Origin of the sequence: Paenibacillus aurantiacus (assembly GCF_042431225.1) — a bacterium.
Classification (GTDB): domain Bacteria; phylum Bacillota; class Bacilli; order Paenibacillales; family Paenibacillaceae; genus Paenibacillus_Z; species Paenibacillus_Z aurantiacus.
Map to the genome: position 1 here is coordinate 150,310 of NZ_JBHMDO010000039.1, position 18,761 is coordinate 169,070.

18 protein-coding genes, 1 pseudogene and 2 riboswitches are annotated in these 18,761 nt (G+C 57.1%); of the genes and pseudogenes, 8 read left to right on the plus strand and 11 right to left on the minus strand.

Annotated elements, in window-relative coordinates; all coding sequences use genetic code 11:
- The first annotated feature begins 183 nt into the window (after nucleotides 1-183).
- Together ACFFSY_RS24525 and ACFFSY_RS24530 are read left to right on the plus strand one after the other, a co-directional pair.
- Nucleotides 184-489, plus strand: coding sequence for an antibiotic biosynthesis monooxygenase family protein (locus ACFFSY_RS24525; protein WP_377499070.1), 306 nt, complete (start codon nucleotides 184-186; stop codon nucleotides 487-489).
- Nucleotides 486-851, plus strand: a complete 366-nt coding sequence (locus ACFFSY_RS24530; RefSeq protein ID WP_377499072.1) for a bilin-binding protein — start codon at nucleotides 486-488, stop codon at nucleotides 849-851. Before ACFFSY_RS24525 ends, ACFFSY_RS24530 begins: the two co-directional genes overlap by 4 nt.
- Nucleotides 852-920: 69 nt before the next feature.
- Here the strand turns inward: ACFFSY_RS24530 and ACFFSY_RS24535 are convergent, their stop codons facing one another.
- The 10 genes from ACFFSY_RS24535 to ACFFSY_RS24580 all read right to left on the minus strand — a co-directional run bounded on the left by ACFFSY_RS24535 (nucleotide 921) and on the right by ACFFSY_RS24580 (nucleotide 9,455).
- On the minus strand, nucleotides 921-1,493 hold the full coding sequence (locus ACFFSY_RS24535) for an antibiotic biosynthesis monooxygenase (protein WP_377499074.1): 573 nt from the start codon (nucleotides 1,491-1,493) through the stop codon (nucleotides 921-923).
- 44 nt (nucleotides 1,494-1,537) lie between these two features.
- The gene (locus tag ACFFSY_RS24540) at nucleotides 1,538-2,470 is read right to left on the minus strand and encodes an AEC family transporter (protein ID WP_377499076.1); all 933 of its coding nucleotides are present in this window, start codon (nucleotides 2,468-2,470) and stop codon (nucleotides 1,538-1,540) included.
- A gap of 106 nt (nucleotides 2,471-2,576) precedes the next feature.
- Complete coding sequence (locus tag ACFFSY_RS24545; RefSeq protein WP_377499078.1) at nucleotides 2,577-3,134, minus strand: chloramphenicol phosphotransferase CPT family protein; 558 nt, start codon at nucleotides 3,132-3,134, stop codon at nucleotides 2,577-2,579.
- 67 nt (nucleotides 3,135-3,201) lie between these two features.
- Entirely contained in the window at nucleotides 3,202-3,618 is a 417-nt protein-coding gene (locus ACFFSY_RS24550; protein WP_377499080.1) for a DUF1284 domain-containing protein, read from the minus strand.
- Between the two features lie 119 nt (nucleotides 3,619-3,737).
- On the minus strand, nucleotides 3,738-5,084 hold the full coding sequence (locus tag ACFFSY_RS24555) for an LLM class flavin-dependent oxidoreductase (protein WP_377499082.1): 1,347 nt from the start codon (nucleotides 5,082-5,084) through the stop codon (nucleotides 3,738-3,740).
- Between the two features lie 39 nt (nucleotides 5,085-5,123).
- Nucleotides 5,124-5,954, minus strand: coding sequence for an ABC transporter permease (locus ACFFSY_RS24560; RefSeq protein WP_377499084.1), 831 nt, complete (start codon nucleotides 5,952-5,954; stop codon nucleotides 5,124-5,126).
- A 1-nt stretch (nucleotide 5,955) separates the two neighbouring features.
- Complete coding sequence (locus tag ACFFSY_RS24565) at nucleotides 5,956-6,750, minus strand: ABC transporter permease (protein WP_377499086.1); 795 nt, start codon at nucleotides 6,748-6,750, stop codon at nucleotides 5,956-5,958.
- 10 nt (nucleotides 6,751-6,760) lie between these two features.
- Nucleotides 6,761-7,825 (minus strand): aliphatic sulfonate ABC transporter substrate-binding protein, encoded by a 1,065-nt coding sequence (locus ACFFSY_RS24570; protein ID WP_377499088.1) that lies wholly within the window; start codon nucleotides 7,823-7,825, stop codon nucleotides 6,761-6,763.
- A 35-nt stretch (nucleotides 7,826-7,860) separates the two neighbouring features.
- A complete protein-coding gene (locus tag ACFFSY_RS24575; RefSeq protein ID WP_377499090.1) occupies nucleotides 7,861-8,622 on the minus strand; it encodes an ABC transporter ATP-binding protein in 762 nt (253 codons plus the stop codon).
- Nucleotides 8,623-8,855: 233 nt separating this feature from the next.
- Nucleotides 8,856-9,455 (minus strand): TetR/AcrR family transcriptional regulator, encoded by a 600-nt coding sequence (locus ACFFSY_RS24580; RefSeq protein ID WP_377499092.1) that lies wholly within the window; start codon nucleotides 9,453-9,455, stop codon nucleotides 8,856-8,858.
- 229 nt (nucleotides 9,456-9,684) lie between these two features.
- On the opposite strand from ACFFSY_RS24580, the gene ACFFSY_RS24585 reads away from it, so the two are divergent.
- From ACFFSY_RS24585 to ACFFSY_RS24605, 5 genes and pseudogenes are all read left to right on the plus strand, one after another.
- The gene (locus tag ACFFSY_RS24585; RefSeq protein WP_377499094.1) at nucleotides 9,685-10,272 is read left to right on the plus strand and encodes a biliverdin-producing heme oxygenase; all 588 of its coding nucleotides are present in this window, start codon (nucleotides 9,685-9,687) and stop codon (nucleotides 10,270-10,272) included.
- A 75-nt stretch (nucleotides 10,273-10,347) separates the two neighbouring features.
- Nucleotides 10,348-12,900, plus strand: coding sequence for a sensor domain-containing diguanylate cyclase (locus ACFFSY_RS24590; RefSeq protein ID WP_377499096.1), 2,553 nt, complete (start codon nucleotides 10,348-10,350; stop codon nucleotides 12,898-12,900).
- Nucleotides 12,901-13,183: 283 nt separating this feature from the next.
- Nucleotides 13,184-13,354: riboswitch (cyclic di-AMP (ydaO/yuaA leader) on the plus strand.
- Between the two features lie 5 nt (nucleotides 13,355-13,359).
- Nucleotides 13,360-13,893, plus strand: coding sequence for a C40 family peptidase (locus ACFFSY_RS24595; RefSeq protein ID WP_377499098.1), 534 nt, complete (start codon nucleotides 13,360-13,362; stop codon nucleotides 13,891-13,893).
- A gap of 74 nt (nucleotides 13,894-13,967) precedes the next feature.
- Nucleotides 13,968-14,138, plus strand: a riboswitch (cyclic di-AMP (ydaO/yuaA leader).
- A gap of 116 nt (nucleotides 14,139-14,254) precedes the next feature.
- Nucleotides 14,255-14,677, plus strand: a pseudogene (locus ACFFSY_RS24600) (C40 family peptidase); the annotation flags it as partial.
- A gap of 249 nt (nucleotides 14,678-14,926) precedes the next feature.
- The gene (locus tag ACFFSY_RS24605; protein ID WP_377499100.1) at nucleotides 14,927-15,712 is read left to right on the plus strand and encodes an SDR family NAD(P)-dependent oxidoreductase; all 786 of its coding nucleotides are present in this window, start codon (nucleotides 14,927-14,929) and stop codon (nucleotides 15,710-15,712) included.
- 89 nt (nucleotides 15,713-15,801) lie between these two features.
- On the opposite strand, the gene ACFFSY_RS24610 is transcribed toward ACFFSY_RS24605, so the two are convergent.
- Nucleotides 15,802-17,259, minus strand: a complete 1,458-nt coding sequence (locus ACFFSY_RS24610; protein ID WP_377499102.1) for an aminotransferase-like domain-containing protein — start codon at nucleotides 17,257-17,259, stop codon at nucleotides 15,802-15,804.
- Nucleotides 17,260-17,383: 124 nt separating this feature from the next.
- Here ACFFSY_RS24610 and ACFFSY_RS24615 point away from each other — a divergent pair, with 124 nt between their 5' ends.
- Nucleotides 17,384-18,295, plus strand: coding sequence for a DMT family transporter (locus tag ACFFSY_RS24615; protein WP_377499104.1), 912 nt, complete (start codon nucleotides 17,384-17,386; stop codon nucleotides 18,293-18,295).
- The last annotated feature ends 466 nt before the right edge of the window (nucleotides 18,296-18,761 follow it).

Sequence of the window (18,761 nt, forward strand, 5' to 3'; positions counted from 1 at the left end):
CATTATACCTTCAAAAGCGAACTTATGTACGTTTTGCCGGATAGAAGCGCAAGATCGCGAAAGCCGTTGCTTGCGATATCCACAGTCCAGCAGCTCTCGATCATCCATGTCCGGTCGCTTGACGATGTCCGTTCGCCGCGAGTACGATGAAGCTACACTCGAGTTGCTGGAGGACAAGCCATTATGTATATCGTGCACTCAACGTTCGACGTCCCCTCGCATAAGGCGGACGAAGTCATCGCCATCTACCGCAATCGCGCAAGGCTTGTCGACGAGGCGCCGGGCTTCATTCGATTTCTGCTGCTGCAGAACGACCGGCGGCCAGGGGAATTAACGGTCCATATGGAGTGGAGCAGCAAGGCGGATTATTTGGCTTGGGTGACCAGCGAGCAATTCAAGCGCATCCACGAGCTGGAGCGCAAATACCCCGACCAGGAGCTGGCGAACATCATTCCTGCCGTCGAGAAATTCAAGGTGGTGGCGCAATGAGCGGACAGCCCGATGTACGCATGTACGCCTCCATTATTCAAGACGTCACAGACGGGATCTACGCCGCCTTTCCAGAACTGATGGACAAATATGGAGAAGCCGGCAAGCGGAAATGCATCGAGGATAACGAGCATCATTTCCGTTACCTAGAGACCTCGATCGCGCTCGGCGACGATAAAGTGTTCACCGATTATGCCCTATGGCTGAACAACCTCCTGCAGAAGCGCGGCATGAAGGCCGACCACGTGATCGATAATTTCGAACGAATCGATGCCGCGATCCAAGACCGGATCCCCGAAGAGAAACAAGCCCGGATGACGGCGCTGCTCCAAGCCGCCAACCGCATTTTGAAAGGCGAGTAATGCGGCTGCCTTCTCCAACGACGAACAGAGCCCCCGCTGGCGGAACGCATTCCGCTGCGGGGGCTCTGTTCATGATGAAGCGTGCTCTTCCGCTGCCGCCGATGCCGGCAGATGCGACGCGACGACTTGATAGATCGTCACTTTGTTCCCGATAATCGGACTCGCCGATTCCGCCGATTCCGTCTGGCCAGGACGACCGCCTGCGCCGTGTCCATGCCCGTGGGCGGCTTGCGGCTGCGCCTGTTCTTGCGCGTTCGCCTGCTCAGCGCGTTTGGCATGCGCGCCGCGGAAGGAATCGCTGTTCGCCCAGCCTTGGAAGGCTTCTTCGCTCTCCCACGTCGTACACACCCGAATCTCTTCATTGCCTTCCGCATTCTCCGCGTGCAGCACGTCCATTCGGATAAAACCCGGGAACGTATGCACGTTCTTCGGCGTCCGGAAACGCTCCAGAATCGCTTCGCCGTATCCTTTGCGCACTTCAATCCGGTTCTCTACTACAATCACGGTTCTCTCGCTCCCTTGCTCGCAAAGTTCGAACGTCCTCGCATCGTCTGCAACTTCCTTCGCCGGTTCTCCGCACGTCAAGGCACGCTGCTTGAGCGTCGCGCCGTGCGGTCTGCGGGCATCCGCCCTCCTTCTCATTCTAGCTAAATTCGCCCATCGATTCCACCTGGCTCCTATTGTACTCAAGAACCGAACAACAATTGAGACGAATAGATGACGACCGAGACAGTCAGGCTGCTTAGGAAAGTGCTCAGAATAACCGCTTTCGCCGCCAAATCCGGATGATTGTCATGCTCGAGCGCCAGCAGCGAAGCGTTGCGTGACGTCGGGAATGCGCTCGCGATGAAACACGCCTGCGCTACGACGCCCTCCATGCCCAGCAGTCGGATAAGCAAGTACGCCAGTATTGGCGACAGAAGCAATCGTCCGATAACGCTGAACACAAGCAAGGGCGGGATCGGCCGAATGCGAAGGGCGGCGCTCTGCGCGCCCAGCGTGAAGAGCGCGATCGCCAGAAATGCATCCGACACATTCTCGATCGGTTTCCATAGAAAGCTCGGCAGATCGACGTTCCACGTGTTCAATAGTAGACCCAGCATGACCGCGTAGAGCGTCGGAATTTTCAGGAAAGACGCAATGGCCTTCCACCCGCCCCCACGGTCTGCCGACACCGAATTGAGCATGCCGTAGCTATAGGTTAACAAGTTCTGATACACCGAGATAATGACCTGCACGGACATGCCGATCGGTTGATGCTGAAAGACGAGCTGGCTGACCGGTAATCCGAAATTGCCGGAATTGATCAGCACGACGTTGTTCTTGAAGACGGCTGCAGACTTCCTGTCCATGCTCCTCAAGCGGGCGAAACCGGCGGATACGGCTACCAGCATCAAGCTAAGCAGAAGCAGATAACCCGCCACTTGCCCGAACAGCCCCCATTGCACCCGGCTCTCATAGAGGTTGGCGAAACTGACGGTCGGCATCAAAATATACGTCGTTAATTTAGAGAGCGTCTGCAGATCGAACTTGAACTTCCGATGCGCGAACAGCCCCACGCCGATCAAGGCGAATACGGGAAAAATGATATTGACGATAATCAAGACAAATACGTTCATCGCTGACCGGCTCCCGCTCGAAGTAAGATACGACTCTTCTCCGTTATCTCGCGAAACCGGCCGCATTGCAAGTTTTAGACGATTAACGTTATTGTGCGCATTAAATTCACGGCGTTAACATTCGTTCGCGCCATGCCGCCCATCCCGACCAGCTTGATGGAGTCTCCGCGACGCGAGCGATCCGTTCAGCGGCGAAGGCAGGCGGTTCCTCGCTTGTATCCACTTCGAGATCGTAGCACTCCAGCTGCCGATGCACGAAGCGAAGCTGCTCCTCCGCTTGACCTATTGTACGGTTGCCGCGCTCCCGCTCCCGTGAACGGAGAGTATCCAATCCACAATGCACGCCTACGAACAGCACCGGATACCCCGCTAGCACTTCAACGCAGTCTTGGATCACCGATGGGCTGTGCAGAATCTGATCGACGACGACGCTGACGCCGCTGTCGGAGAACATGGCCACGGTACGATGAAAATAATGCTCGGTGTCGACCGGGATCAACCGGCCTTTATCTCTATCCTCGACGCCGGCTATCCAATCGTCGTAGCGATCAATGCTCAGACGAAACAAGCCGGGCATTCTTTCCGTTAATGCACGGGCGAGCGTCGTTTTGCCCGAGCTCGAGACACCGTTTAATAAGATAATTTTGCCTCTTGTCGTTGTCATCCTTTGTTCCTCAGCTTCTTCCAATGTACATGCATCCTTTATCTATTCCCCCGCGATATGCAGTCGGCTATACCGACGGCAGCGGCTGCCCGCATGCGACCATTCGCACGCCTTCCTGGCATACGCCGTATCCGAGCCAAGGGCAAGTCGCGCAAATGCGGTTCAAATCCTCCGGCTTCACGGTAGCCGCGACGCGTGCGAGAATCTCCGACCAAGCCAGACGTTGCCCGATCGCTAGCCCCAGCTTTGCTAGAATCAACGCATCGCGCTCCCCGACGGTGCGGCTCTCGCAGTGATAATCCCCATCGGCGGGAAAACAAGCGCACAGCTGATCCGGCCCTTCCACGATCAGGCATTCCGTCCCCGGCTCGTTCCGCAGCTTGCGGTGCACGTTCGTCATGTTCTTCACGTACTCCGCCGAATACCCCATCCCGCGATAGCCAAGCAGGCACAGCAGATGGTGTCCCCTTAAGGAAATCGTCATTGCGCGTCCCCTCCCCACGATGATTATAAGGGAGGATAGTGGAACTTGCACCTCGGTGCATCAAAAAATCCCCTTCGACTGATTCACTGCGAAGGGGATGGCGGATTATTGCCTAACTTCTACTGCTGTACGCGATCAGGGTGAAAATGCCCGACGCCAGGGCGTGCAAGACCCAGATGGTCCCGCAGCGTCGCGCCTTCGTACGATTCCCGGAACAAGCCTCTGCGCTGCAGAATCGGCACCACATGGTCAACGAAATCGTCGAGATCGCCCGGTAGAACGGGTGGCATGATATTGAAACCATCGCAGCCATACTGCCGGAACCACTCCGCCATCAGGTCCGCCAGGCGCTCCGGCGTCCCGACGAACTGGAGATGACCGCGCGCGCCCAGCAGACGGCGCCCCAATTCAAGCATGGACAAATTCTCGTTCCGCGCGAGATCCATGATGAGCTGAACGCGGCTTTTCATGCCGTTCGATGCGATTACGGGATCCGGGATATCGGGCAGCGGCCCATCGGCCGGGTAGCCCGACAAGTCGGTCTGCAGCATGCCGGACAAGAAGCCGATCGCTTCCTCCGGGCGAATGAGCTCGAGCAGCTCCCGCTCCCTCCTGCGCGCTTCCTCCTCGGTGGAGCCGATGATCGGCGAGATGCCGGGCATGATTTTAAGGCTGTCCTGCGTGCGCCCGAAACGGGCCAGCTGACTCTTCACCCCTTGATAGAACGATTGCGCGCCGGCGAGATGGGGTTGGGCGGTGAAGATCACCTCGCCGACTCTCGCCGCGAACGCTTGCCCAGGCCCCGAGGAGCCTGCTTGAATGAGCACGGGATATCCTTGCGGCGGACGAGGTACGTTAAGCGGCCCGCGAGAGCGGTACCACCTTCCCTGTCCATCCAGCGCATGCAGCTTGTCCGGGTCGGCGAACAAGCCCGCGCCGCGGTCCATCACGAGCGCATCGTCCTCCCAGCTATCCCACAATCCGGTCACGACGTCCACGAACTCCTGCGCCATTTCATAACGAAGACCATGCTCCGGGTGCTGTTCTCGCCCGAAATTGAACGCCTCGGCATCGGTCTGGCTCGTCACGATGTTCCACCCTGCCCGGCCGCCGCTAATATGGTCCAGCGTCGCGAACTTGCGCGCCGCGTTATACGGTTCGTTGTACGTCGTGGACATCGTCGCCGTCAGGCCGATCTTCTCCGTCGCCATCGATAGCGCGGAGAGCAGCGCGATCGGGTCGAACATACCCGCCGCCGCATGGCTTGGGTAGATCAAATGGAGCAAGTCGGCGAAGAAGATCATATCGAACTTGCCCCGCTCCGCCGTCTGCGCCATCCTCACGTAATTGCCGATGTCGAACATCTGCTCGACCCCCGAGCTCGGATGCCGCCAGCCGGCGTGATGATGGCCCGTAAAATATAGGAAAGCGCCCAAGTGAAGTTGTCCTTGCCGTTGTTCCGCCATAGCGTTCATCCTTTCGCGATCTTGTAGTTCTTCTATTTGCTAGCCCTGATACGTGTCCTGCCAGCGCAGCCAACGACGCTCGAGCAGCCGAACGCCCATATCCGAGAGCTTCCCGACTAGCGCGAAAATCAGAATCCCGACGAATACGATATCCGTCTGCGCATATACGCGTGCATCCTGAATCATATACCCGACGCCTTCGCTCGCCCCCATCATCTCCGCCACCGCCAGCAGCAGCCACGAAGCGCCGACGGACAGTCGAACGCCAAGCAAAATATTCGGCAGCGCGGCCGGGAGAATAAGACGTGCGAACAGCTGTGTCCGCGAAAATCGGAGCGTACGCGCCACTTCGTACAGCTTAAGATCAGTTCCCCGCACGCCGAGGAATGTATGAAAATACACCGGGAAAAACGCGCCGAGGGAAATAAGCAGCCATTTGGCCAGCTCGCCAACGCCGAACCAAAGAATGAACAGCGGGATCAACGCGAGCAGCGGAATCGTCCGCAGCATTTGCAGCGAAGGATCGAGCGTCCGCTCCACCCATTTGCCAAGCCCTGCGAAAGCGCCTGCGAATAGTCCGACCGACGCGCCGATCGCGAAGCCGCCGGCCGAACGCCCGAGGCTTGCCATCAGATGATGGATCAATTCCCCGCTTATCAACAACCGCCAGAATGCCGTTGCGATAACGGAAGGCGCTGGCAGCATGGATGGTGAGATCCATCCGAGAGCCGCTCCCGTCTCCCAAATCGCCAATATGCCGAAGGGGACTAGCCAGCCGTGCAGCCAATGCGGGAAGCCATGACGGCCCTGCTTCGTCTGCGCACGCGCCGTCGAGGCTTCGGACGATGAAGCCCATGAGACCGGGTTCATGCTAACCCGCTCCTTTCATCGTATTTTGCCAACGCAGCAGCCTCTTCTCCAGCAGCTTGACGGCGGAATCCGTGATTTTGCCGACGGCCGCGAACACGAAGATGCCGACGAAAATAACCGGCGTTAACGAGAATGAACGCGCATCGTTAATGATATATCCGATCCCCGAGCTCGACCCCATCAGTTCCGCCACGACCAGGCCAAGCCAGCTAATCCCGGCCGAGAGCCGGATGCCGAGGAAGATGGACGGCAGCGAAGATGGAATCATCAGCTTCTTCACCGTCTGCCAGCGCGTGAACGCCAGCACCCGAGCGACCTCGAACAGCTGGCGGTCCACCGACCGGACGCCGAGGAACGCGTTGACGTACAGCGGGAAGAACGCGCCTTTAGCGATCAGCAGTATTTTGGAGGTCTCCCCGAATCCGAACCATAGGATGAATAGCGGCGCGACCGCAAGGTGAGGAAGCGTCCGAAGCAGCTGAAACGACGGATCAAGCAATCGCTCCGCTCGGATCGAGAAACCGACCCACAAGCCGGCCGCAAGGCCCAATCCGCCGCCGATCAGAAACCCGAGCAGCGCCCGCCATGCCGAAATGCCCAGATGGCCGAGTAAATCGCCGGAACCAAACATACGCAGCAATTCCTCCACTACGGACCATGGCGGCGGCAGCAATACCGCGTTCACCATCCCCGTGGATGACGCGAGCTGCCAGACAATCAAGAGCGCGGCCGGCAGCAGCAAGCCGACCAGCGCGTTCATGGCCGGATGAGCGAGCTTGTTTCTCATCCCCTCCATGTTGGGTTCCTCACTTCCGCGTCTCCTGTTCGACTTGCGCCAACGCTTCTTCGATATATCGGTTGTCGAAGACGGCCCTCACGTCGATCTTCGTCCGGATCGTGCCGAGCGCCAGTTGGAAGTCCGCTGTCTTCTGCTGCTCATCGATAATGGCATCCGAGACCGGGATGTTGATGAACGTGCTCCGCTCCTGCATGCCTTTCACGACCTCGATCGGAATGCTTCGCTCATCCGCATAGCGCTGATACGCTTCATTCTGATTGCCTTCCTCCCACAACCTCGTCTGCTCCAGCACCTTCAAATAAAGCGTCACCAGTTCGGGATATTGCTTCGCAAAATCTGCACGGACGAGCTGGAAGGAAGGCGAGAGAACGCCTGTCGCAGCGCCGTCGGTCAGCACTTTCGCCTTGCCGGTAAGCGTATTGAGGGTAATGTATGGATCCCAAGTCGCCCATGCGTCCACTTTGCCCCCTTCGAATGCAGGCTGCGTCTCGTCGGGCTGCAGTTGGATGACTTCAACATCCGACGTTTCCACACCCTCCTCTTCTAAGACGCGGTAGAGGAAGTTATAGGCGTTGCTGCCCTTCGTGACCGCGATTTTCTTCCCTTTCAAATCCGATAGGTGCTTGATCGCGCTGTCGACGGGCACGATAATCGCCACGTTGTTTTTGCCTTCGAGCAGCTGCGAAATAATCGTGAACTTAATGCCAGCCGCTTGTGCCGCAATCGGAGGCATATTCCCCATTCCCGCGAAATCCAAATGATCGGCCGCCATCGCCTCGACCATCGGAGGCCCGCTTTGGAATTCCACCCACTCCACGTTGACGCCAAGCTTGCCGTAAGCGTCCTCGAACCACTTCTCTTCTTGCGCTTTGCCGAATAGACCGCCTTTGCCCTGCACGCCAAGTCTGACGGTCAAGCCATCGTAGTCCGGCTCTCGGCCAGTCGTGCTCTGCTCCGCGCTGCTCGTCCCGGCAGACGCCTTGTTCGTATCTCCCTGCGCCGCGCCACCGCAGCCAGCCATCGCCAGCAGTGCAACCAGCAATGCGCTTATCCCCAGCATTCTTCTCTTCATCGATCGTTCCCCCGAGTAAGTATTGGTAACTTGCGCTATATGCCCGCGCCTTCTTCGTAAAGAAGTCCGGGCTCTGCCTTCTCAAATTCCGCAAGTACGCGGCTGCGCAGTTCCTGGAATGCGGCGCCGGCGCGCTTGCGCGGATAAGGCAAATCAATGCCAACGACCTGGCGGATATGCCCGGGACGCGGGTTCATGATCACGACGCGCTGTCCGAGAAATACCGCTTCGTCCAGGTCATGCGTGACGAAGAGCATCGTCGTTCGATTCCGCTGCCAAATATCGAGCAGCGCCTCCTGCATATGCGTGCGCGTGAACGCGTCGAGCGCGCCGAACGGTTCGTCCAGCAGCAGCACGTCCGGATTGCGTAGCAATGCCCGCGCGATCGCGACCCGCTGCGACATGCCGCCAGACAGCTCGCGCGGATAGGCGCGCTCGAAGCCTTTCAACCGGACGAGCTCGACCATCTCGCCGACCCGTCGCCTGACCTCCGGCGAGGAGAGCGGCAGATTGGCCGCGATATTACGCTCGACCGTCATCCAAGGAAAGAGACGCGGCTCCTGGAAGATGACGCCTTTGTCGACGCCCGGGCCGGTAATTCGCTTGCCGTTCAGCGTCAGCTTCCCTTGGTACGCCGTATCCAGACCGGCGATGATCTTCAGCAGCGTGCTTTTGCCGCAGCCGCTCGGACCAATGAAGGTGACCAATTGTCCCTGTTCCACCTCAAGCCGAATATCGCGCAGCGCCACGACATCGCCGGATGGTGAAGCGAATGTTCTGTTTAATCCCTCGATCATCAGCAGGGTAAGCCACTCCTTTTACCTTGTATTTCGATGTATTTAATAGGTTTTAAGCAATAAAAAAGAGACTCGCACGCTGCTCTGCGGAAAACGGGCGGACATGTGCATCCCCTTCTTCCCGAAAAGCGGTTCGACATCTCCAGTGGTCTGGTCGAGTTCGATTCCCTTCTCACAAACCGAATTATTATTCGGTTTGTTGACGTCATAGTAACAGGAGTTCATTTAGACTGTCAAACCTTTTTTTGCAAAAAGAGACCTAGCACGTTGTCGGCATGAATATCGACCGGCACTTCCGCGCCTGGAGCGCGCTGCAGCGTCAAGCCTTGAATAAGGCTGACGAAATAAAATGCCAGCTCTCTCGGGTCCCCCGGTACGACCGTACCCTCCTGCTGCCCCTGCTCGATCATGCGAGCGACGGGCTTCAAGTTGTCGGTGAACCTCCTCGTTACCTCGGCGCGCAGCTCCTCCGTCGAAGACTCGGACATCCGGGCCGTATGAATGAGAATCGTGTACGCCCAGTTATTGCCCGTGGACAACCATGTCGCGCAGAGCGTACGGAGTTTCTCCGGCGCGGTCATGTCGGCATCCGCCAATTGGGCGACGAAATCGCCGTACCCTGTCTGTCCTCTGCGCAGCAGCTCGGCGAAAATTTCATCTTTGGATTTGAAATAGTGATACACGTTCCCGACGCTGACGCTCGCCGCACGGGCAAGATCGCCGATGCTAACCGAACCGATTCCTTTCACCGCCATCGTTTCGATCGCCGTATCCAGAATGTGGGCAATCCGTTTTTCACGCAGCTGCATGTCCTTCTCTACATTTCTAGGCAATTCGAACGCGCTCCCGTCTTGAAAGTGTCCTCCTCACCTTAGTTGGTACAGCGCGAAAGTTCAAGCCTCATCCGCGAAATCCACGAACTAAATGAGTAATTCCTCATACGAGCCGTATAGGCAGGCGACTATGCTATGATTGGTAAGGATTATGAAATTTCCGTATTGCAAACGCCGACTTTTCGCAAAAAGCGCAACCCCATATCCAAACAAAGGAGCTTATTGGACGATGAACGTGCTGCAACAATTGAGGGAGCATACCGCAACCTTTCATAAACAGATCGAACAGAACCCCTATGCCAAAGGGATCATGGACCAGTCACTGACTATTGACGGCTACCAAGCCTATCTGAGCAAGTTCTATGGATTCATTGAGCCGATCGAACGGGAGATCGCCTCCCGGCCGGAGTGGTCCGAATATGAATTTCGCTTCGACGACCGGACCAAAGCGGATTTGATCGCTAGCGATTTGCGCGAGCTCGGGTTGTCCGAGACCGAGCTCGCCGCACTTCCCCGCTGCGCGGAGCTGCCGGATGTCTCCGACTTCGAAGGCGCGCTCGGCTATATGTATGTGTTGGAAGGCTCAACGCTCGGCGGACAGGTCATCATGCGCCAGTTTGCGAAATTTTTGCCAGTGAGCGCGGATACGAACGGCAAGTATTTCAGCAGCTACGGCGACGACGTTCGCGCCAGATGGGGTGAATTTCGGGAGCTGCTCGAATCGGCCGCCAAGCGTGGCGGTTCTTCCTCCGAAGACCGGATCGTCCAGACGGCCGTGGACACGTTCCGCCTTCTAGACCGGTGGATTCAGCATTAACCTATGACGGCATCAGCCGCGCGGCAAGTTAAGGCCGCTAAGCAAGGCCGCTAATCGCGAACGGAGGACGATAATATGACCGAAGTGCCCCACAAGCGGAACAACGAACTGCTGAACCGCGAACTCCTGACCGATGGCGAGTACGTTCTTAATGAACCGATTGATTTGACGAATTGCGAGAAGGAGCCGATCCATATTCCCGGACGCATCCAGCCGCATGGCGTGCTGCTTGCGTGCCATTCCGCCGACGATTACCGGATCGTGCAATGCAGCCGCAACGTGAGCGAACTTCTCGACATGCAGCCCGAGGAGCTGCTAGACCACCCTCTTCACGCGCTGCTCGGCGAAGCGCAGTCCGCCTTGGTCGCGATGGAGGCTAGCCGGGCGAAAGCTGATCCTTTTAAGCTTCATTATTTGGATTTGTCGCTGGCGATCCAGGGGGTGGAACAAGCATTTTGCGGAATTTTGCACGAGAGCGACGGCTTTCTGCTTCTGGAGCTTGAACCTGCCCTTCCGGAAGAACAAGCGAGCAGCCTGAACGATTTCGAATGGATTCAGACGTTCTTCGGCAAGCTGAAGCAGGCGGGTAACCGGTTAGAGGCGAGTCGATTCGCGGCCGAGCAAATCAAGCAGATGCTCGGCTACGACAGGGTCATGATCTACGAATTCGATCCGGCGTGGAACGGGAAGGTCATCGCGGAAGCGAAAGAAGCCCATATGGAGCCTTATCTCGGACACAACTATCCCGCATCGGACATCCCGAAGCAGGCGCGTGCGCTGTATCTCCGCAATTGGCTGCGAACGATCGTGGACGTTCATTACGAACCGGTCGACCTCGTTCCCTCGCTTCGCCCAGATACGGGCCAACCGCTCAATATGAGTTTGTCTACCTTGCGCAGCGTCTCCCCAATGCACATTGAATATTTGCGCAACATGGGCGTCGGCGCGACGGTGACGATCTCGCTTATCCATAACAACGAGCTATGGGGACTTATTACGTGTCATCATGAAACGAAAAAATACGTGCCGCATCGAGTTCGCAATTTGTGCAATTTCCTGGGCGAATTTTTCTCGCGGGAGCTCTATCAGCGCCAACAGCTGGATGCCTATGAGACAGAGCTGCGATTAAAATCGCTCTCCACCCGCATCGCGGCCATCTTCATCAGCGAACCGACGCCCGCCCGCATCATGGAGCAGCTGGAGCAAGAGCAAGCTGCCCTTCTTACGCTTATGAACGCGAGCGGCGCCGCAATCAGCTACCATAATCATCTGGCGCTCTACGGCGACACGCCTTCCGCGCAGCAAGTCCTCGAATTGGCGGCCTGGGCCAAAGAGCGAGCATCCGAGCACGTCCACCATACGTCGGAGCTGCCGCTTGAATTCGCACCGGCCATCGGGTATAAGGCAACCGCATCAGGCATGCTCTATCTGGCCTTGTCCGCTGGACACAAGGATTTCATCATCTGGTTCAGACCTGAAGTCGTCCAGACCGTCGAATGGGCGGGGGACCCCGCCAAGGCGGTCACCCGTGCCGAGGACGGACTGCGCGTCTCGCCGCGCAAGTCGTTCGAGAAGTGGCTGCAGACCGTCGTTTCTACCTCTGCCCCATGGCTGGATAACGAGCTGCGTCTGCTGCCCGAGCTGAAGTCGATCATTTTCAAACGGACGCAAGCTCAGCTTCGTCAAGCGGAGGCGCTGGCCGAACAGCATCTCCAGGCGGTTCGGGATAACGAGAAGCGATATCTCCAGTTGATGGAGTATTCGCCCGTCGCCTTCTTCGCCGTGACGGATGGCAAAATCGTCTACGCGAATCAACAAGCAGCCGAGCTTGTCAAAGCCGCTCAAGCCGAAGATTTGATCGGACACCGCGTTCTATCGCTGCTTCGGAAGGAATCCCAACTGGCAGCCCAGATGAAGGATGGCACGCTCGGCCGCACGCTCGTCACCACCGTGAGGATGACGGTCGAATGCTTCGGTGCCGAGCATTTGCTCGAGACGAGCATGGCGCAAGTTATTTATAGCGGCAAGCCATCGATACTGGCGATCGCGCGGCAAGTCGAACACAAGCAAGGCACCGAAGAGGAAGCCATCTACCGGGATACGGCCAGCCAGCTGCAAAGCATCATCGAAACAGACGTGCTGACGGAAATGCCGAATCGACGCTTGTTCGAGAATCGGCTGCTGCAGTCATGGGATCTCGGCCGAATCAACGGGCATACCTTATCCGTTCTTATCATTGATATCGATGGCTTTAAAACATACAACGCCCTGTTCGGGCTGCAAGGCGGCGACACCTGCATCCAGTGGATCGCGGATGTGCTGCGCGCTTGCGCCTACGCGGACGACGAGACAGTCATCGCCCGTTATGAAGGCGGCACGTTCGCCGTTCTCACTTGCGGTCGCGACGCGGAGCTGACACTGGCACTAGCTGAACAAATCCGCCAAGGCGTCGCCGGCATGCAGATCCCGCTAAACCAAGGCGGCGCCGGCGATTACGTGACGGTCAGCATTGGCTGCGCCACGTCCGTGCCCGCGGCGTCGAGCGGTCCGGCGGATTTATTTCATTCGGCGCAGAAGTCTCTTCGTGCAGCCAAGTCCGGCGGCCGCAACCGCGTTATGCATGCCTGACTTAGTCGCCCGATGCACTTATAGGTTCGATAAGCATGAAGAAGAGGGACGCCCGCGATTGCGGATGTCCCTCTTGCGCGTTTGCCGAATCGTTCTCTTCGGTTGGATTTTACTCGACATGAGACTGACGACACCGCCCTACTTATTCCCTTATTGCCCAAGATTGTTCTGCAATAATGTCCCGCTTCGCTATGACCCGGGAACAATTTTTGACCCGACACTATTAAGGAAAGCACACGGACTCCCAAATTTTATGGGTGTATTTCCGTCTCGGGATCATGCTAATCTGAGTGGGCCAAAACTTCGGGACAACATGCCGGAGTGCGGGGGACGCAAGATTCGCAGCCGCGGTTAACGACGCGCTGCTTGGGGTGAACCGCCGATATCGGCGCAGGGCTGACTCCTTCGGCCCGAACCCGACAACTAACCTCGCCGGCCAATCTAAGGAGGAATTATTCGATGAAGAAGATCGTAATCGCTGCAACCATTACAGCCATGTCCATGATCGCCGCCGTTACGCCGACGCTCGGCATGACCGCGCACGCCGCCACCGCGGCTACCGCCCAGAGCGTCATCAACGCCGGCATGAAATATATCGGCACACCGTACGAGTACGGCTCCAGCCGTTCGGATACAATCACGTTCGACTGCTCCGACTTCGTTCGCCAGGCTTTCCTGGACGCGACCGGCGTGAAGCTGCCGGCCGACTCCAGAGGCCAGGCGACCTATGTGAAGAACAGAGGCGGCACGACGACCAACTGGAGCAGCTTGAAGCCAGGCGACGTAATGTTCTTCATGAGCTATAAAGGCACTTCCAAATCCGCTTATGCGGGTATCAATAAATCCGCCCAACGCATCACGCATGTCGGCATTTATCTGGGGAATGGCAAAATGATGAACACGTATTCTAATCAAGCCGGCGGCGTTACGATCAGTAAAGTGGCCGGCACGCATTGGGAATACCGCTTCGTGTTCGGCGGCAGCGCGATTTAAATGAAGGAAAGCCGGTTCAATAGCGACCAGCACTGCCAAATTGTATGTCTATACTTTCAATTCGACATCGTGTTAACCTAACAGAGCCAAAACTTCAGGACATTAACCTGAAGTGCGGGGGACGCAAGATATGCAGCCGCGATCAACGCCGCGCTGCTTGGGGTGAATCGCCGACATCGGCGCAGGGCCGACTCCTTCCGCCCGAACCCGACAACTAACCTCGCCGGCCAATCTAAGGAGGAATTATTCCATGAAGAAAATCGTGATCGCAGCAACCATTACAGCCATGTCCATGATCGCCGCCGTTACGCCGACGCTCGGCATGACCGCGCACGCCGCCTCCGCGGCTACCGCCCAGAGCGTCATCAACGCCGGCATGAAATATATCGGAACCCCATACGAGAACGGCTCTAGCCGCTATAATACAAGCACCTTCGATTGCTCCGACTTCGTCCGCCAGGCTTTCCTGGATGCGACCGGCGTGAAGCTTCCGGCCGATTCCAGAGGTCAGGCAACCTATGTGAAGAACAGAGGCGGCACGACGACCAACTGGAGCAGCTTGAAACCAGGCGACCTGATGTTCTTCATGAGCTATAAAGGCACGTCCAAATCTGCTTATGCAGGCATCAATAAATCCGCCCAGCGCATCACGCACGTCGGCATTTATCTCGGGAACGGCAAAGTGCTCCATACGTACTCCAAGCAATCCGGCGGCGTCACGATCAGCAAAGTAGCCGGCACGCATTGGGAATACCGCTTCGTGTTCGGCGGCAGCGCGATCTAAGTTGTAGCTAGTTTGCGCGAAGCACCATGCATATATTCTGTCCTATCAAGACACGTCTCTAACCGAGGCGTGTTTTTGCTTTGGGGAAGCATGTACAAACTCGCAGGCAAGGCAGCTGTTTTCCTCACGCGTAATCGAATACCCGTGAAAATTGTCGAAAAACATTGGCACACTTCTCCTTTCGCACGCTATACTTAAGCCATTCTGTCATGCGTGGCAGTCAGATTAGCTTGGAAGGATGAAACCATCGTGTCTACAACGGCATTAATCACCGGCGCGTCATCGGGTATCGGGGAGCAATTCGCCTGGCAGCTCGCCCAAAAAGGAAATGATCTTGTGCTGGTCGCGCGCTCGAGAGATAAATTGGACCAGCTTGCGGCAGGAATATCGGCCAAACACGGCGTGAACACGCACGTTATCGCGGCAGACCTAAGCGAGCCCGGCGCGGCGCATCGCCTCCATGCGGAAACCGCCAAGCTCGGGGTAACGATCGACCTGCTGGTGAACAATGCGGGATTCGGGCTGAGCGGCGAATTTCTGAATCACCCGGTCGATGCATATCGAAATCAAATCATGCTGAATGTGAACGCGCTTATGGAGATGACCCACCTGTATCTCGCCGATATGGCCGCGCGAAAGTCAGGCGCGATCATTAACGTCGCCTCTCTCCTCTCGTTCATGCCATTCCCTTATTGTTCTGTCTACAGCGGTACGAAAGCATTCGTACTCTCCTTCACCGAATCGCTGTGGGAGGAATATCGTCATCGCGGCGTTCGGGTGCTCGCGCTCTGCCCAGGTCCGACCGATACGAATTTCTTCCGGACCGCAAGCGAAGTCGAGACCAAATCCAAGCGTACGCCAGCCCAAGTTGTCTCGACTGCCCTTCGAGCGTTGTCGTCGAACAAAGGGTTCGTCATCGATGGCGCGAACAATTATTTCACCGCGCTGCTCGGACGCGTGCTGCCGCGGGCGACCTTGGCCAAAATCTTAGGCGCGGCCATGCGCAAATCGATCGAACAACGCAGCAAGACGTAACATTCACGTACAAAGCCTATAGCAAATGCATAACGGCCTGCTAACATCCAGCAATAAGCATGGATGCTCGGCAAGCCGTTTATTTTGCGTTATAAGAATCGATGCTCCACACGAATCTCATCGGCGATCGCGATCAACCGATGCACACCTTCCGCTAGTTTCCCTTCATTCAAATAAGAATAGCTCAATCTCATTCGATCGTTCATACCGCCCAGCGGATCGCAAATGCTCCCCGGCACGAAGGCGATCGACCGGGACAAGGCGCGCCGCAACAGTTCGTCGACCGGGATGTCTCTTGGCAGCCGCAGCCATAAATTCAGACCGCCTTCGGGGCTTGCCCAATGCCAGCCGGTATCCGCGAGCTGCGACTCCATCGCCGTCTTGCGAAGCTCGAGCGCCGTGCGCAGCTTGACGACATGCTCCTGCAGCCGCGTCGAGAAGAAATAGTGCTGGAATATCTTCTGGTTGAGCAGCGGCGTGCCGTTATCCGACAGCGCCTTGACCGGCGCAATCGCCTCCATCAGCGCAGGACGCGCCGCAAGCACGGAGATGCGAAGACCGGGCGCGACGTATTTGCTGAAGCTTCGAATATAGAGGACATACCCTTCCGTGTCGTAATAGAACAACGGCGGGGGCGGGGGACTGCCGAAGTAAATATCGTGATAGACGTCGTCCTCTACGAGCAGGCACTGATACTTCTCAGCCAACTCGACCAGCCGTTTGCGCTGCGCGGCAGGCACGGTATAGCCGGTCGGATTTTGATAAGTCGGATTCATATAGAACAACCGCGGACGCTCGGTCTTCATGAACCGCTCGACCTCGTCCAAGTCGTAGCCTTCCGGCGCAATCTCGACGGGCAGCAGCGTAATGCCCTGCTGGTGGAAAGCGTCGATCGCCGGCGAATACGTCGGCCGCTCGATCAGCGCCTTGTCGCCCGGCTTGGCGAGCGCGCGGGATACGAGATCGATCGCCTGCTGGGACCCCGTCGTAATAAGCAGCTCGTCGGGATGCACGCTAATGCCGTGTTTGGCCAAGAAGAAGCAGGCGAGTTCTTCTCGCAGCTCAGGGTCTCCGAGCACGGTGGAATAGGTACTCAGCACACGCGGATAAAGGTCGAAGACTTGCTTCACGTAATTGGACAAATACGCGTTGGGCAGCAGATTCGGGTCGATGAGCGCTTCCGACATCTGATAGTCGACCTGCTGCCGGTGGATGTCCGATAGTCGGCTCCGATTCACGTACAGCGAACGCGCCTTGTAGTCCCAATCTCCGGCATGAAGGGACTCGCTCGATGCCATCGAATGCGACTTGACGTAATACCCAGATTTATATTTGGCTTCTATAATGCCTTCCTCCGCTAACTGTCTGTATGCCTTGAGCACGGTTAAGCGGTGCACCTCCATCCGCTCTCCCATCTCCCGAACGGAAGGGAGCTTGCCGCCTGGAAGCCACTTTCTCTCTTTAATCCCGCTGCGTATCGTCTCGTATACCGAGTTCGCCCGCCGGCTGCCTATTTCGGCTTGCGCCATTCCTCTCCTTGAAGCCATCTGCTCGCCTCCATCGCCTTCTTCATCGCCAGCTTCTTCACCAGCCAAAATGACGTTTCTGTTCTATTTAACAGCCATCTGTTCTATTGCCACCTATTATAGTATACAAAAAGGAGGAAACGCTATGATACTTACCGCTTACTTGCTCATGTGCGCGATCTTCGGCACGACGTTCCTGGCCATTAAAATTGGGGTGGAAGCGGGAATGCCGCCATTCTTCGCCGCCGGCCTCCGTTTCTTTATAGCGGGACTGATCCTGTTCACCTGGCTTCTCGTCAAGCGCAAAGCAACGCTGCGCATGCTGCTTGAGCCCAATTTCTGGCTGATTGGCCTGGGCAGCACCTTCTTCACGTTCGCCACGCTGTACTGGGCGGAGCAGCACATCGATTCCGGCATCGCGGCGATGCTCTCTGCTACCGGCCCCATGATGATTCTTGTGCTGCAAAGCGCGATCGCCCGCCAGTCGCCGCCGGGCGGCGCATTTCTCGGCTGTGCCATCGGATTCGCGGGCGTCTTCGTACTGCTGCTCCCCAAGCTGGGCATAGGAAGCGATCCGTTGTGGCTGCTTAGCTGTCTGCTCGTGCTCCTGGGCGAGCTTGGCTATGCAGCCGGAAGTTTATTTACGCGTAAGGTGATGATGGCAGCGAAGGAGACCCCGCCGATCGCGGTCAATGCCGTTCAGATGTTATTCGGCGGATTGTCGCTGCTGTTGTTGTCAACCTTCACCGAAGACTTTCGCCTCGAGGCGTTCGGTTCATGGTCCGGCATCGGTTCGCTGGCCTATCTGATCGTCGTCGGCTCCATGCTTGGACATAGCATTTACGCGTGGCTGCTGAAGACGACCAACGCCTTCTTCCCTTCTACTTGGCTGTATGTATCGCCCATTATCGCCCTCGGGCTTGGCGCCATGCTGTACGACGAACAGCTCACGGGTTATTCGGTGCTCGGCAGCGTGCTCGTACTCGCAGGCATCGTGCTGACCAATTGGCGCGAATGGGGAATGCGTCTGCGCAGAACGGCCGTCAGCCGTTCATAGCGTTCATTCTGCAATTCGTCCAACTGAAGAATGGCGTCGAGTAATTCACGGTGTAATCCGCTGCACGAGGAGCAGATTCCCGAAGGCCATTCCCGGCTATGCCAAACGATTTTCCCGAACTTCGGGAACCGTCTCCTCTTCCGAGAGGCCGGCTGCTGATGCTAAGATAAAGACAAGAAAGAAACAAATGAACGCACGACTGACAATCCCCTCCACGAATCGATTACGCGAATGCAAGCAGGTTCCCAGCCTCTGCTGCGTATGGAATGAACATCTCAGCAATTACGCCCCCCCTCTTACTTCGATCGGCCACCCCGGCCACTTCCCCTGAAAATCCACCCGCACCGCCTTCCCCGATTCATGTCCGTCTCTGCCGCAAGCGGCCGCCCGGCCGTCTAACGCGGTTGTTCTACAAACACAAAAGCCGATTCGGCCGCCCGCAGATGCGTGGCGCTTCGAATCGGCT

Coding starts and splice junctions, on each gene's coding strand:
- ACFFSY_RS24525 (WP_377499070.1), top strand. CDS start 184: ATGTATATCGTGCACTCAACGTTCGACGTCCCCTCGCATAAGGCGGAC.
- ACFFSY_RS24530 (WP_377499072.1), top strand. CDS start 486: ATGAGCGGACAGCCCGATGTACGCATGTACGCCTCCATTATTCAAGAC.
- ACFFSY_RS24535 (WP_377499074.1), bottom strand. CDS start 1,493: ATGAGAAGGAGGGCGGATGCCCGCAGACCGCACGGCGCGACGCTCAAG.
- ACFFSY_RS24540 (WP_377499076.1), bottom strand. CDS start 2,470: ATGAACGTATTTGTCTTGATTATCGTCAATATCATTTTTCCCGTATTC.
- ACFFSY_RS24545 (WP_377499078.1), bottom strand. CDS start 3,134: ATGACAACGACAAGAGGCAAAATTATCTTATTAAACGGTGTCTCGAGC.
- ACFFSY_RS24550 (WP_377499080.1), bottom strand. CDS start 3,618: ATGACGATTTCCTTAAGGGGACACCATCTGCTGTGCCTGCTTGGCTAT.
- ACFFSY_RS24555 (WP_377499082.1), bottom strand. CDS start 5,084: ATGGCGGAACAACGGCAAGGACAACTTCACTTGGGCGCTTTCCTATAT.
- ACFFSY_RS24560 (WP_377499084.1), bottom strand. CDS start 5,954: ATGAACCCGGTCTCATGGGCTTCATCGTCCGAAGCCTCGACGGCGCGT.
- ACFFSY_RS24565 (WP_377499086.1), bottom strand. CDS start 6,750: ATGGAGGGGATGAGAAACAAGCTCGCTCATCCGGCCATGAACGCGCTG.
- ACFFSY_RS24570 (WP_377499088.1), bottom strand. CDS start 7,825: ATGAAGAGAAGAATGCTGGGGATAAGCGCATTGCTGGTTGCACTGCTG.
- ACFFSY_RS24575 (WP_377499090.1), bottom strand. CDS start 8,622: ATGATCGAGGGATTAAACAGAACATTCGCTTCACCATCCGGCGATGTC.
- ACFFSY_RS24585 (WP_377499094.1), top strand. CDS start 9,685: ATGAACGTGCTGCAACAATTGAGGGAGCATACCGCAACCTTTCATAAA.
- ACFFSY_RS24590 (WP_377499096.1), top strand. CDS start 10,348: ATGACCGAAGTGCCCCACAAGCGGAACAACGAACTGCTGAACCGCGAA.
- ACFFSY_RS24595 (WP_377499098.1), top strand. CDS start 13,360: ATGAAGAAGATCGTAATCGCTGCAACCATTACAGCCATGTCCATGATC.
- ACFFSY_RS24610 (WP_377499102.1), bottom strand. CDS start 17,259: ATGGCTTCAAGGAGAGGAATGGCGCAAGCCGAAATAGGCAGCCGGCGG.
- ACFFSY_RS24615 (WP_377499104.1), top strand. CDS start 17,384: ATGATACTTACCGCTTACTTGCTCATGTGCGCGATCTTCGGCACGACG.